Raw genomic sequence first — 12,415 nt, 5'->3', positions numbered from 1 at the left:
CACTGCGAGTTCGGCACCCCGTGGCCGAGCTCCGGGATGGGGGTGTTCGGCAGGGCGCGGCGGCGCCACCTAAAATGCCCGGTTCCCGAATGCGGCCCCAGGTCGCCTTCGTTGCCAGCAAGTCCGCCACTCCCGAAAGCGCCCTTCCCGATGTCCGCCCCGCGCAAGCTCTTCGTTACCACCGCCCTGCCGTATGCCAACGGCAAGTTCCATATCGGCCACATGATGGAATACATCCAGGCCGACATCTGGGTGCGGAACCAGCGAATGAATGGCGCCGAGGTCAACTTTGTCTGCGCCGACGACGCGCACGGCGCGGCCATCACCATCGCAGCCGACAAAGCCGGCGTGACGCCGCAGGCCTTCGTGGCCGAGATTGCCGCGGGCCGAAAGCCCTACCTCGACGGCTACTACATCTCGTTCGACAACTGGCACTCGACCGACGCGCCCGAGAACCACCAGCTCGCGCAGGACATCTACCGCGACCTGCGCACCAACGGTTTCATCAGCACCAAGAGCGTCGAGCAGTTCTACGACCCGGCCAAGGGCATGTTCCTGGCCGACCGCTTCATCAAAGGCGAATGCCCCAACTGCCACGCCAAGGACCAGTACGGCGACAACTGCGAGGTGTGCGGTGCCGTGTATGCGCCCACCGAGCTGATCAACCCCTACTCGGCCCTGTCGGGCGCCAAGCCGGAGCTGCGCAGTTCGGAGCACTTTTTCTTCAAGCTCTCGGACCCGCGCTGCGAGGCCTACCTGAAGGAATGGACCACCGCGCCGGGCCACGTGCAGTCCGAGGTGCAGAACAAGATCCGCGAATGGCTCTACAAGGACGACGAAGGCAAGGGCGGCCTCGGCGACTGGGACATCAGCCGCGATGCGCCGTATTTCGGCATCGAGATTCCCGACGCACCGGGCAAGTACTTCTACGTGTGGCTTGACGCGCCCGTGGGCTACCTGGCCTCGCTGAAAAACCTGCTCGACAAGCGCTGCATCGAGCTGGGCGGCGACGGCATCTCGTACACCGAGTACATGGCCGATCCCGACCTGGAGCAGGTGCACTTCATCGGCAAGGACATCATCACCTTCCATACCCTCTTCTGGCCCGCGATGCTGCATTTCAGCGGCCGCAAGGCGCCCGATGCGGTGTACGTGCACGGCCACCTCACGGTCAGCGGCGAGAAGATGAGCAAGAGCCGCGGCACCGGCATCGACCCTCTCAAGTACCTTTCGCTCGGCCTGGACCCGGAGTGGCTGCGCTACTACATCGCGGCCAAGCTCAACGGCCGCAACGAGGACATCGACTTCAACCCCGAGGACTTCGTGGCGCGCGTCAACAGCGACCTCGTGGGCAAGTACATCAACATTGCGAGCCGCGCGGCGGGCTTCATCGGCAAGCGCTTCGGCGGCAAGCTGGGCGAGGTGTCGGCCGACGGCGACGCACTTCTGTTCGCGCTGCGCGACGCGGCGCCGCAGCTGCATTCGCTGTACGACGGCCGCGACTACGCCCGCGCGCTGCGCGAGGTGATGGCGCTGGCCGACAAGGTGAACGAATACGTCGACCAGAACAAGCCCTGGGAGCTGGCCAAGAAGGAAGGCCAGGAGGCGCGTCTGCACGACGTGTGCACGGTGTGCATCGAGGCCTTCCGCCTGCTGACGCTCTACCTGAAGCCGGTGTTGCCGGCGCTTGCCGTGAACGTCGAGTCCTTCCTCAAGATCGCACCGCTCGCGTGGGCCGATGCCGCGCAGGCGCTGCCCGTGGGCCATGCCATCGGCGACTACAAGCACCTGATGCAGCGAGCCGACGCCAAGGTGGTCGACAAACTGTTCGACGCACCCGAACCGGTGCCGGCGGCCGAAGCGGCCACCGCTAGCGCGCTGCCCGGCGGCGAAGCCATCGCGCCCACCATCACCATCGACGATTTCGCGAAGATCGACCTGCGCATTGCGAAGATCGTGGAATGCGAAAAAGTTGAAGGCTCGACCAAGCTGCTGCGGCTGACCCTGGACGCCGGCGAGGGCAAGACCCGCAATGTGTTCAGCGGCATCGCCTCGGCCTATGAGCCCGAACAGCTCGTGGGCAAGCTCACGGTGCTGGTCGCCAACCTGGCGCCGCGCAAGATGAAGTTCGGCATCAGCGAAGGCATGGTGCTGGCTGCGAGCCACGCCGACGAAAAAGCCGCCCCCGGTATCCATGTGCTCGAACCCTGGCCCGGCGCCACGCCCGGCATGCGGGTCCGCTGATTCCCGAGAGGACCCTCCCATGGCGATACGCACCCTGCTCCTGTTGACCTTCATCGCCATGCTGAGCGGCTGCGCGGTGGTGACCGTGGCGGGTACGGCCGTGAGCGTTGGCGCCAGTGCCGTGGGCCTGGCAGCGGATGCGGCCATTGGCACCGCGCGCATCACCGGCAAGGCGGTGGGCGCGGCGGCCGACGCGGTGATTCCCGACAGCGACTGAACGGGCGGGGGCCGGACAGGCCTCTCGCGGGGTACACAATGGGTGCCCCATGCAGTCACCGCTGAACATCACCCGCTTTCGCCCACGCCTGCTGGACGCGCTGGAGGGCTACGACCGGACACGCTTCTTCAAGGACCTGGGCGCGGGCGCGACGGTCGGCATCGTCGCGCTGCCGCTGGCCATGGCATTTGCCATCGCCTCGGGGCTCAAGCCCGAAGCCGGCATCTGGACCGCAATCATCGCGGGCTTCCTGATCTCGCTGCTGGGTGGGTCTGCGGTGCAGATCGGCGGACCGGCGGGCGCTTTCATCGTGATCGTCTACGGCATCGTCGAGCGCTACGGCGTGGCGAACCTGCTGATATCGACCGCCTGCGCCGGGGTGCTGCTGTTCGCGGCGGGACTGTTCGGGCTCGGGCGGCTGGTGCGCTTCGTGCCGCTGTCGATCGTGGTCGGCTTCACCAACGGCATCGCGGTGCTGATCCTGCTGTCGCAGCTCAAGGACATGCTCGGGCTCACGGTGGCCAAGATGCCGGCCGACGTGTTCTCGCAGCTGCATGAGATGGCGCTGCAGATCGGCACCTTCAACCCGTATGCCTTCGCGCTGGGGCTGGCCTGCGTGCTCGGCCTGGCGGTTTGGCCAATGCTGCTGCGCAATGAGTCGACGGCGGGCCACGCGGTGCAGCGCCTGGCGGCACGCATGGCGCGCTCGCGCGCGGTGCAGGTGGGCGCGCGTCTGCCGGGGCCGATCGTGGCGCTGGTCACGCTCACGCTGGTGTCGTGGGGCTTCGAGCTGCCGGTGGAAACCATCGGCACTCGCTTCGGCGGCATTCCCGAAGGCGCCCCCACCTTCGCGCTGCCCGACTTCTCCTGGGAAACGGTCAAGCAGCTGTTCACGCCCACGCTGACCATCGCGCTGCTGGGCGCCATCGAGTCGCTGCTGTGCGCCCGCGTGGCCGACCAGCTCAGCGGCCAGCCGCGCCACGACCCCAACCAGGAACTGATGGCGCAGGGCATTGCCAACCTGGTGACGCCTTTTTTTGGCGGCATGCCGGCCACCGGCACCATCGCGCGCACGGTGACCAACATCCGCTCGGGCGGCAGTTCGCCGATCGCCGGCATCGTGCACGCGGTCACGTTGATGGTGGTGGTGCTGCTGGCCGCCCCGCTCGCGCGCCACGTGCCGCTCGCGGTGCTGGCGGGCATTCTGGTGTTCGTAGGCCTCAACATGGGCGAGTGGCGCGAGTTCACGCCGGGGCAGCTGCGGCACTTCAGCCGCCACTACCGGCTGCTGATGCTCGGCACCTTCTTTCTCACGGTCGTGTTCGACCTGACCGTGGCGGTGCAGGTGGGCATCGTGCTCGCGTGTGCCCTTTTCGTTCGGCGCATGAGCGAGCTTTTCAGCGTCGAGCTGGTCACGATGCAGCCGCCGGTGCTCACCTATCGGCTCTATGGCGCGATGTTCTTCGGCGCCGCGGCCAAGCTGGACGAGGCGGTGAACGCGGCCGAGAGCGCACCGCGCGGCATGACGGTGGTGCTCGATGCCACGCACCTCATCTACCTGGACGCGACCGGCGTCGATGCGCTGCGCCAGTTGCACCGCGCAGTGCTGGCGCGCGACGGGCTGCTGCGCCTGGAGTCGCTACAGCCGCAGCCGCTCGAGGTGATCGTGCGCTCGGGCTTTGCCGACGAGCTGACGAGCGGCCAGCCGCGCGCGGCCGAAGACTAGTTCGCTTCGGTGGCGCGGTCGGGCGAAGACCCGCTTCGCACCACACGCTGGTCGTCGTTCAATGTGGCGGTGAACACCATCGGAGAATTCGGCGGCTGGACCCAGCGCCACTCCCATTCGGTTTCGCGCTTGAGCGCATAGGGCGTGACCTTGGCGGGCTTGCCGAGCAGCTTGCGCAGGTCTTCCATCATCATGCCCGGCTGCACCTTGGCAAAGTTCTCGGGCGTCAGCACCTGGCGCAGCGCGCTCATCTTGCCGTCGGCGCCGATGGTGATCATGTAGTTCTTCTGGCCCTGCGGCTGGCGGTTGTACTCGAGCACCCGGCCGTTCGGCGCGTCCCAGATGTTCTCGGGCTCGCCGAACTTGGCGCGCACGTCAGCCTCGGTCGAGACTCCTTCTTCCAGCTCGGCGATGCGCTGCCGATCGCATCCCGAGAGCCCGATCACCGCCGCCAATAACGCTGTTACGCAGCCTATCCGCCACTGTTTCCGTCGCTTCATGCCATCCCCGGTAAAATTCGCGCTTCAAAGGTCCAGTCTATGTCCATCTTCCGTCGCCCCCACTACACCTCCGAGATCACCAGCTTCATCGAGGAGATGAAGGAAAAGAAGCCGACGCTGGAAGCCGAACAGCGCGCCGGCCGCGCCCTGCTGTGGGACAAACACCTCGACCGCAGCCTGCTCAAGGAATACAGCGAGGCCAACGTACCGCAGCAGCCGTACGTCTACCAGACCCAAGTCAAGTAATGGTGCCCAGCCGGCATCCATCGTTCGTCCTTATCGTCTGCAGCTATTGAAATGATAGCAAGCACCCGATGAAGGGCAACGAGGACAACGACACGCTCGTGGCCAGCATGCCCGAGGTGGTCGACCAGGTCGCGCTCGCCAGGCTCTATGGCGAGCCGTTGTTCGCGATGCCGAAGGACCTGTACATCCCGCCGGAGGCGCTGCAGGTCTTTCTCGAAGCCTTCGAAGGTCCGCTGGACCTGCTGCTCTACCTCATCAGGAAGCAGAACTTCAACATCCTCGACATCCCGATGGCGGGGCTCACGCGGCAGTACCTGAGCTACGTCGACGAGATCCGCCAGACGAATCTCGAACTCGCGGCCGAGTACCTGCTGATGGCCGCGATGCTGATCGAGATCAAGTCGCGCATGCTGCTGCCGCCCAAGAAGGTGGCCGACGGCGAAGAGGCCGAAGACCCGCGCGCAGAGCTAGTGCGCCGTCTGCTCGAATACGAGCAGACCAAGCTTCAGGCCGCCGCCATCAGCGCCATGCCGACCTACGGGCGCGACTTTTGGAAGGGGCAGGTTTACATCGAGCAATCGCTCAAGCCCCGTTTCCCCGACGTGAACGTGGTCGAGTTGCGCGACGCGTGGGCCGACATCATGAAGCGCGCCAAGCTCGTGCAGCACCACAAGATCTCGCGCGAGGAACTCAACGTGCGCGAGCACATGAGCATCGTGCTGCGGCATCTGCAGGGGCAGCGCTTCGTCGAGTTCGAAAAACTGTTCGACCCGTCGCGTGGCGCGCCGGTGCTGATCGTCACCTTCATCGCGATGCTCGAGCTCGCGAAGGAAACGCTGATCGACATCACGCAGGCAGAAGCCTTCGCCCCCATTTACGTGCGCCTGGCGTACTCCCCGGCCTGACAGCGGAGCCCTGCGTGCGCGATTTCGACGTCCTCATCGTCGGCAGCGGCCTCGCAGGCCTCTCGGCCGCGCTGCACCTAGCACCCACGCATCGCGTGGCCGTGCTCACCAAGCGCGCACTGAACGATGGCTCCAGCGCCTGGGCGCAGGGCGGCATTGCGGCCGTGCTGGCCGCGGGCGACAGCTTCGATGCGCACGTGGAAGACACGCTGGTGGCCGGCGCCGGGCTGTGCGACCCCGAGGCCACGCGCTTCGTCGTGGAGCATGCGCCCGAGGCCATCGGCTGGCTGCGCGAACTGGGCGTGCCGTTCTCGGAAGAAGCCAAGGAAAACGGCGGCGGCCTGCACCTCACGCGCGAAGGCGGCCATAGCCAGCGCCGCATCGTGCACGTGACCGACGCTACGGGCGCGGCCGTCCAGCAGACTTTGATCGAGCGGGTGCGCCGCACGCCGAACATCACGCTGTTCGAGCACCACACGCTGGTCGACCTCATTACCGGCACCAAGCTGGGCCTTCATGACCCTGCCTGCCAGGGTCTCTACGCGCTGGACGATGAGACCGACGAAGTGCTCGCCTTCCGCGCCCCGCACACCATCCTGGCCACCGGCGGCGCGGGCAAGGTGTACCTGTACACGACCAACCCCGACACCGCCACCGGCGACGGCATTGCCGCCGCGTGGCGCGCCGGCTGCCGGGTGTCGAACATGGAATTCATCCAGTTCCACCCCACGTGCCTTTACCACCCGCACGCCAAGTCATTCCTGATCAGCGAGGCGGTGCGCGGCGAAGGCGGGCTGCTGAAGTTGCCTGAATCGGCGGGAGGCACGCGCTTCATGCCGAAACACGACGAGCGCGCCGAACTCGCACCGCGCGACGTGGTGGCCCGCGCCATCGACTTCGAGATGAAGAAGCACGGCCTGGACTGCGTGCATCTCGACATCTCGCATCAACCGGCCGCGTTCCTGAAAGAGCACTTCCCCAACATCCTCGCGCGCTGCGCGGAGCTGGGCATCGACATCACGCGCGAGCCCATTCCGGTGGTGCCGGCCGCGCACTACACCTGCGGCGGCGTGCTGAGCGACCTCGCCGGGCGCACCGACGTGCCCGGCCTCTACGCCATCGGCGAAACCGCCTGCACCGGCCTGCACGGCGCCAACCGCCTTGCGAGCAACTCGCTGGTCGAGTGCATGGTGTTCGCGCGCGCCGCGGCCGGCGCCATCGCCGCGGCGCCGTCGCGCGGCAGCGCCGATCTGCCGGCCTGGGACGACAGCCAGGTGACCGATGCCGACGAGGCGGTGGTCATCTCGCACAACTGGGACGAGCTGCGCCGCTTCATGTGGGACTACGTAGGCATCGTGCGCACCAACAAGCGCCTGGAGCGCGCGAGCCATCGCATCGCGTTGCTGCAGGCAGAGATCCAGGAGTTCTATGCGAACTTCCACGTCACGCGCGACCTGCTCGAACTGCGCAACCTGGTACAGGTGGCCGAGCTGATCGTGCGCTCCGCGCAGGCCCGCCACGAGAGCCGTGGCCTGCATTTCAGCCGCGACTATCCTTCGCTCGCCGAACCCACCGCACCCACGGTGCTGGTGCCGGCCGACTGATCGACCCACCCGCTTCGTTTTCTTCATTCAAGGATGCCCGGCCACCGACGCCCGCAGGGAGAAACCCAACCATGTCGAACACCACACCCTTCGCTGAAACGCCTCCGGCCTCGCCCTACGGCACGCTGCCGCCGGCTTCCCCGCTTGCCTCGCGCAAGCCCGTGAGCCTGCCGCGTCTGGCCGACATGCACGCGCGCGGCGAGAAGATCGCAATGCTCACGGCCTACGACGCCACCTTCGCGGCCATGGCCGACGCGGCGGGCGTCGACTGCCTCCTGGTCGGCGATTCGCTCGGCATGGTCTGCCAGGGCCTGAACAGCACGGTGGGCGTAAGCCTGGACACCATGCGCTACCACACCGACAGCGTTTCGCGCGGCCTGCGCCGCGTGCAAGGCACGGCCTGGCTGATTGCCGACCTGCCCTTCGGCAGCTACCAGGAGTCGCGTGAGCAGGCCCTCGCCAGCGCCACGGTGCTGATGCAGGCCGGCGCGCACATGGTCAAGCTCGAAGGCGGCGGCTGGACCACCGAGACGGTGCGCTTCCTGGTCGAGCGCGGCATTCCGGTGTGCGCGCATCTGGGCCTGACGCCGCAGACCGTGCATGCGCTCGGCGGCTATCGCGTGCAGGGCAAGGGCGATGCCGCCGGCGCGCTGCTGAAGCAACAGGCTCATGCGCTGCAGGACGCGGGCGCCGCGATGCTGGTGCTCGAGATGGTGCCGGCCGCGCTGGCCGCCGAACTCACCGCCGAGCTGAAGCACTGCGCCACCATCGGCATCGGCGCGGGCAAGGCCACCGCCGGCCAGGTGCTGGTGTTGCATGACATGCTGGGCATCAATCTCGGCAAGATGCCGAAGTTCGTGCGCAACTTCATGGCCGACGCGCCGGGCGTGCTGCCCGCCCTCAAGGCCTACGTGCAGGCCGTCAAGGACGGCAGCTTCCCCGACGACCAACTCCACGCCTGGTAAGGAACCGAGACCATGTACATCGCACACACCGTTGCCGAACTGCGCGCGCATCTCGCCGCGTTTAAGCGTCCCGCCTTCGTTCCCACCATGGGCAACCTGCACGACGGCCACCTGGCGCTGATCAGGCAAGCCAAGCCGCTGGGCGACGTGACGGTGGCGAGCATCTTCGTCAATCGCCTGCAGTTCCTGCCGCACGAGGACTTCGACACCTACCCGCGCACCTGGGACAGCGATTGCGAGAAGCTGCGCGCGGCCGGCTGCGACGTGCTGTTCGCGCCCGATGAAAAGGCGCTCTACCCCGAGCCGCAAACCTGCAAGGTGCATCCGGACCCGGCGCTGGCCGACATCCTCGAAGGCCACTTCCGCCCTGGCTTCTTCATCGGCGTGTGCACGGTCGTGATGAAGCTCTTCCAGTGCGTGCAGCCGCGCGTGGCCGTGTTCGGCAAGAAGGACTACCAGCAGCTCATGATGATCCGCCACATGGTGCGGCAGTTCGCGATGCCGATCGAGATCATTGGCAGCGAGACCTTTCGCGCCGACGATGGGCTGGCGCTGTCGTCGCGCAACGGCTACCTGAGCAAGACGGAGCGTGCCGAGGCCGTGCAGCTGTCGAAAGCGCTCAAGGTTATGGCCGAAGCAGTGCAAGCCGGCGAACGGGATTTGGCCGCGATCGAAGCGCGGGCAATGCAGACGCTCACAGAGCGCGGCTGGCAACCGGACTATCTTGTGTTGCGGCGGCGTGCCGATCTGCAGGCGCCGGTGCCAGGCGACTCACTCGTGGCGCTGGCCGCGGCACGGCTGGGTGGCACGCGGCTGATCGACAACCTCGAGATCGAGGCACTGGCTTCATGACCTACAGCGTCAAGGAAATCTTCTATACCCTGCAGGGCGAAGGCGGCCAGGCAGGCATGCCGGCCGTGTTCTGCCGCTTCGCCGGCTGCAACCTATGGAGCGGCCGCGAGGAAGACCGCGCCGCGGCCGTCTGCCGTTTCTGCGACACCGACTTCGTCGGCACCGACGGCACGCTCGGCGGCAAGTTCAAGGATGCCGGCCAGCTCGCCGACACCGTCGCCGCGCAGTGGCCGGCTGGCGACGCCGAGCATCGTTTGGTGGTTCTCACCGGCGGCGAACCGCTGCTGCAGGTGGATGCGGAGCTGGTCGACGCGTTGCATGCGCGCCGCTTTCGCATTGCCGTCGAAAGCAACGGCACCGTCGCGGCGCCCGAAGGCATTGACTGGCTCTGCATCAGCCCCAAGGCCGGCGCGCCGTGGGTGCAGCAGCGCGGGCAAGAACTGAAGCTGGTCTGGCCGCAAACCGAATTCGACCTCCACACCATGGCCCGCACCGGCGAGTTCACCCACCGCTTTCTGCAGCCGATGGACGGCCCCGACCGCGTGGCCAACACCGAACTGTGCATTGCCGAATGCATGCGCGACCCCATCTGGCGGCTCAGCGTCCAGACTCACAAGATCACCGGCATCCGCTGAGTGCGGAGAGACTTTCCCGATGCGATTCACCGTCAGCCAACGCTTTTTCTTCGACGCCGCGCACACCCTGAAGCGCGACATCGAGGTCGAAGGCAGCCGCCGTATCCACGGCCATACCTACCACGCAGAAGTCTGGCTTTCGGGCCAGCGCGATCCCGTGACGGGCATGGTGATCGACCTCGGGCTGCTGCGCCGCCGGCTCGACGAGGTGCGCGAGCGGCTGGACCATCACCTGCTCGACGACGTGGAAGGGCTGCATCCGCCAACGCTGGAAAACCTGTGCCTTTTTATTGCCGATGCGCTGCCGGAATTTCATGCGACGCTCGCGCGCGTGCGGGTGTGGCGCGAGGCGCTGGGGGACAGCTGCACGCTGGATTTCTAGGTTTTACTCCCTCCCCTTCCGGGGGAGGGCTGGGGTGGGGGCATGCGGCCTTCACTTCACGGCCGGCCTCATCCAGCGCCGCAAGCCCCCATCCCAGCCTTCCCCCAGAGGGGGAAGGAGCAATTCAGGCAGCGCCTATTCCTGCGATCAGACTGCCTGCCGGCTGCCCATTCTTGAGCCCCGCGGTGAACGCCAGCATCCGATCGATCGGCACCCGCGCGCGCAGCCCTAGCGCCGGATCGACATGGATCTCGCCCGCACCTGTTTCCAACGCATTCGCCAGTTCCACCAGCCCGTTCATCGCCATCCACGGGCAATGCGCGCAGCTCTTGCAGGTGCCACCATTGCCTGCGGTCGGCGCTTCGATGAAGGTCTTGCCGGGATTCAGCGTGCGCAGCTTGTGCAGCATGCCGGTGTCGGTGGCGACGATGAATTCCTTTGCGTCCATGCCCCGTGCCGCATTCAGGATCGCGGAGGTCGAGCCGACCGCATCGGCCAGTGCGATCACGTCGGCTGGCGATTCAGGGTGCACCAGCACCTTGGCTGAGGGATGCTCTTTCATGAGCAGGTCGAGCTCGAGCGCCTTGAATTCGTCGTGCACGATGCAGGCGCCGTTCCAGCTCACCATGTCGGCGCCCGTCTGGCGCTGGATGTAGTCGCCCAGGTGGCGGTCGGGGCCCCAGAGGATCTTTCGGCCCTGTGCATGCAGCGCGCTCACCACGTCGAGCGCGCAGCTCGACGTGACGAGCCAGTCGGCGCGCGCCTTCACGGCCGCGCTGGTGTTGGCGTACACGACCACGGTGCGGTCGGGATGCTGGTCGCAGAACGCACTGAATTCGTCGACCGGGCAGCCGAGGTCGAGCGAGCAGTTGGCGTCCAGGTCGGGCATCAGCACCCGCTTCTCGGGCGAAAGGATCTTGGCGGTCTCGCCCATGAAGCGCACGCCCGATACCACCAGGGTGGTGGCGGCGTGGTCACGGCCGAAGCGCGCCATCTCGAGCGAATCGCTCACGATGCCACCGGTTTCCTCGGCCAGGTCCTGCAGGTCGGGGTGCACGTAGAAGTGCGACACCATGACGGCATTGCGCTCGCGCAGCAGGCGGCGAATGCGCTCCTTGAGGGCGATGCGCTCGACGGGCGAGGGCTCGGGCGGCACGCGCGCCCAGGCGTGGCGGGTGTCGCAGACGCTGCCTTGCGCTGCGGGCTGTTCGTAGTCGACGTCGATGACGGAAGCGGTCGCCATGGCGGTTCAGTCGTGCTCGGGTTGGAAGCGCATCGAATAGTCGATGGCTTTGACGTCCTTGGTCAACGCACCGACCGAGATGCGGTCGACACCGGTTTCGGCCAGGGTGCGCAGACCCTCGAGCGTCACGCCGCCGGAGATTTCGAGCACGGCCTTGCGGTCAGCGCCGGCCTCATCGTTGATACGTACGGCTTCGCGCAAGGTCGGCAGGTCCATGTTGTCGAGCAGCACCATGCGCGCGCCGGCTTCCAGCGCTTCGCGCAATTGGGCCAGCGTCTCGACCTCGATCTCGACAAAGGCCGCGCGCTGCGCCATCGGCGCCACCGCACGCAATGCGGCAGCCACGCCGCCGGCTGCGGCAATGTGGTTTTCCTTGATGAGCACCGCGTCGTAAAGGCCGATGCGGTGGTTGAGGCCGCCGCCGGTGCGAACCGCATATTTCTGCGCCAGGCGCAGGCCCGGCAGCGTCTTGCGGGTGTCGACGATGCGGGCGCGCGTGCCGCGGACCGCGTCGGCGTACAGGGCGGTCTTGGTGGACACCGCGCTCAGCAGCTGGAGAAAATTGAGCGCGGTGCGCTCGGCCGTCAGCAGCGCGCGGGCCGAGCCCTCGATCTCGAGCACGACCTGGTCGGCCGCGCAGCGCTCGCCTTCGCCGCACAGCCAGCGGATGCGGGCCTCTGGATCGAGCTGCCGCACGGTGGCTTCGACCCATGGGGCACCGCAGACCACGGCCGGCTCACGCGCCAGCACGCGGGCAAGGGCCCGGCGGCCTGGATCGACCAGCGAAGCGGTCAGGTCGCCGTCGGCCACGTCTTCTTGCAGGGCGCGAGCGGCGTCGGCGCGGGCCAGCTCGGCCACGGCCGGCGCCGAAAAATCAAAGCGAAGGCTCATGGCTC

General features: G+C 66.9%; 13 protein-coding genes. 10 read left to right on the top strand and 3 right to left on the bottom strand.

Annotation, left to right across the window (positions count from 1 at the left end; translation table 11 throughout):
- The first annotated feature begins 150 nt into the window (after positions 1 to 150).
- Genes metG through J2X92_RS09710 form a run of 3 tightly spaced genes read left to right on the top strand, consistent with a single transcriptional unit; the run spans position 151 to position 4,187 of the window.
- On the top strand, positions 151 to 2,244 hold the full coding sequence (gene metG / locus J2X92_RS09720) for a methionine--tRNA ligase (RefSeq protein ID WP_307575240.1): 2,094 nt from the start codon (positions 151 to 153) through the stop codon (positions 2,242 to 2,244).
- Between the two features lie 19 nt (positions 2,245 to 2,263).
- Positions 2,264 to 2,461: a hypothetical protein gene (locus tag J2X92_RS09715; protein WP_307575238.1), complete on the top strand. Its 198-nt coding sequence runs from the start codon at positions 2,264 to 2,266 to the stop codon at positions 2,459 to 2,461.
- Between the two features lie 49 nt (positions 2,462 to 2,510).
- Complete coding sequence (locus J2X92_RS09710; protein WP_307575236.1) at positions 2,511 to 4,187, top strand: SulP family inorganic anion transporter; 1,677 nt, start codon at positions 2,511 to 2,513, stop codon at positions 4,185 to 4,187.
- Here J2X92_RS09710 and J2X92_RS09705 read toward each other — a convergent pair.
- Positions 4,184 to 4,687, bottom strand: a complete 504-nt coding sequence (locus J2X92_RS09705; protein ID WP_307575234.1) for an outer membrane protein assembly factor BamE — start codon at positions 4,685 to 4,687, stop codon at positions 4,184 to 4,186. The two genes, J2X92_RS09710 and J2X92_RS09705, sit on opposite strands and share 4 nt — an antisense overlap.
- A gap of 39 nt (positions 4,688 to 4,726) precedes the next feature.
- Here J2X92_RS09705 and J2X92_RS09700 point away from each other — a divergent pair, with 39 nt between their 5' ends.
- The 7 genes from J2X92_RS09700 to J2X92_RS09670 all read left to right on the top strand — a co-directional run bounded on the left by J2X92_RS09700 (position 4,727) and on the right by J2X92_RS09670 (position 10,276).
- The gene (locus J2X92_RS09700; RefSeq protein ID WP_307575233.1) at positions 4,727 to 4,933 is read left to right on the top strand and encodes a DUF3460 family protein; all 207 of its coding nucleotides are present in this window, start codon (positions 4,727 to 4,729) and stop codon (positions 4,931 to 4,933) included.
- A 68-nt stretch (positions 4,934 to 5,001) separates the two neighbouring features.
- Positions 5,002 to 5,838, top strand: coding sequence for a segregation and condensation protein A (locus J2X92_RS09695; protein ID WP_307575231.1), 837 nt, complete (start codon positions 5,002 to 5,004; stop codon positions 5,836 to 5,838).
- Between the two features lie 14 nt (positions 5,839 to 5,852).
- A complete protein-coding gene (nadB, locus tag J2X92_RS09690; RefSeq protein WP_307575230.1) occupies positions 5,853 to 7,442 on the top strand; it encodes an L-aspartate oxidase in 1,590 nt (529 codons plus the stop codon).
- A gap of 71 nt (positions 7,443 to 7,513) precedes the next feature.
- Positions 7,514 to 8,407 (top strand): 3-methyl-2-oxobutanoate hydroxymethyltransferase, encoded by an 894-nt coding sequence (gene panB / locus J2X92_RS09685; RefSeq protein WP_307575229.1) that lies wholly within the window; start codon positions 7,514 to 7,516, stop codon positions 8,405 to 8,407.
- A 12-nt stretch (positions 8,408 to 8,419) separates the two neighbouring features.
- Positions 8,420 to 9,259, top strand: a complete 840-nt coding sequence (panC, locus tag J2X92_RS09680; protein WP_307575228.1) for a pantoate--beta-alanine ligase — start codon at positions 8,420 to 8,422, stop codon at positions 9,257 to 9,259.
- Positions 9,256 to 9,894 carry a 7-carboxy-7-deazaguanine synthase gene (gene queE / locus J2X92_RS09675; RefSeq protein ID WP_307575226.1) on the top strand — a complete coding sequence of 213 codons (639 nt, stop codon included), beginning with the start codon at positions 9,256 to 9,258 and terminating at the stop codon, positions 9,892 to 9,894. Before panC ends, queE begins: the two co-directional genes overlap by 4 nt.
- A gap of 19 nt (positions 9,895 to 9,913) precedes the next feature.
- Complete coding sequence (locus tag J2X92_RS09670; RefSeq protein ID WP_307575224.1) at positions 9,914 to 10,276, top strand: 6-carboxytetrahydropterin synthase; 363 nt, start codon at positions 9,914 to 9,916, stop codon at positions 10,274 to 10,276.
- Positions 10,277 to 10,400: 124 nt separating this feature from the next.
- On the opposite strand, the gene nadA is transcribed toward J2X92_RS09670, so the two are convergent.
- Positions 10,401 to 11,519, bottom strand: coding sequence for a quinolinate synthase NadA (nadA, locus tag J2X92_RS09665; protein WP_307575222.1), 1,119 nt, complete (start codon positions 11,517 to 11,519; stop codon positions 10,401 to 10,403).
- 6 nt (positions 11,520 to 11,525) lie between these two features.
- Positions 11,526 to 12,410: a carboxylating nicotinate-nucleotide diphosphorylase gene (gene nadC, locus J2X92_RS09660; RefSeq protein ID WP_307575220.1), complete on the bottom strand. Its 885-nt coding sequence runs from the start codon at positions 12,408 to 12,410 to the stop codon at positions 11,526 to 11,528.
- Positions 12,411 to 12,415 lie beyond the last annotated feature (5 nt).

It is taken from the genome of Variovorax paradoxus (assembly GCF_030811855.1).
GTDB lineage: Bacteria > Pseudomonadota > Gammaproteobacteria > Burkholderiales > Burkholderiaceae_C > Variovorax > Variovorax paradoxus_L.
The sequence above is the reverse complement of the archived record's forward strand: the minus strand, read 5'-3'. Positions and strand labels throughout refer to the sequence as shown.

Coding starts and splice junctions, on each gene's coding strand:
- nadC (WP_307575220.1), bottom strand. CDS start 12,410: ATGAGCCTTCGCTTTGATTTTTCGGCGCCGGCCGTGGCCGAGCTGGCC.
- metG (WP_307575240.1), top strand. CDS start 151: ATGTCCGCCCCGCGCAAGCTCTTCGTTACCACCGCCCTGCCGTATGCC.
- J2X92_RS09710 (WP_307575236.1), top strand. CDS start 2,511: ATGCAGTCACCGCTGAACATCACCCGCTTTCGCCCACGCCTGCTGGAC.
- J2X92_RS09670 (WP_307575224.1), top strand. CDS start 9,914: ATGCGATTCACCGTCAGCCAACGCTTTTTCTTCGACGCCGCGCACACC.
- J2X92_RS09715 (WP_307575238.1), top strand. CDS start 2,264: ATGGCGATACGCACCCTGCTCCTGTTGACCTTCATCGCCATGCTGAGC.
- panC (WP_307575228.1), top strand. CDS start 8,420: ATGTACATCGCACACACCGTTGCCGAACTGCGCGCGCATCTCGCCGCG.
- J2X92_RS09705 (WP_307575234.1), bottom strand. CDS start 4,687: ATGAAGCGACGGAAACAGTGGCGGATAGGCTGCGTAACAGCGTTATTG.
- J2X92_RS09700 (WP_307575233.1), top strand. CDS start 4,727: ATGTCCATCTTCCGTCGCCCCCACTACACCTCCGAGATCACCAGCTTC.
- panB (WP_307575229.1), top strand. CDS start 7,514: ATGTCGAACACCACACCCTTCGCTGAAACGCCTCCGGCCTCGCCCTAC.
- queE (WP_307575226.1), top strand. CDS start 9,256: ATGACCTACAGCGTCAAGGAAATCTTCTATACCCTGCAGGGCGAAGGC.
- nadA (WP_307575222.1), bottom strand. CDS start 11,519: ATGGCGACCGCTTCCGTCATCGACGTCGACTACGAACAGCCCGCAGCG.
- J2X92_RS09695 (WP_307575231.1), top strand. CDS start 5,002: ATGAAGGGCAACGAGGACAACGACACGCTCGTGGCCAGCATGCCCGAG.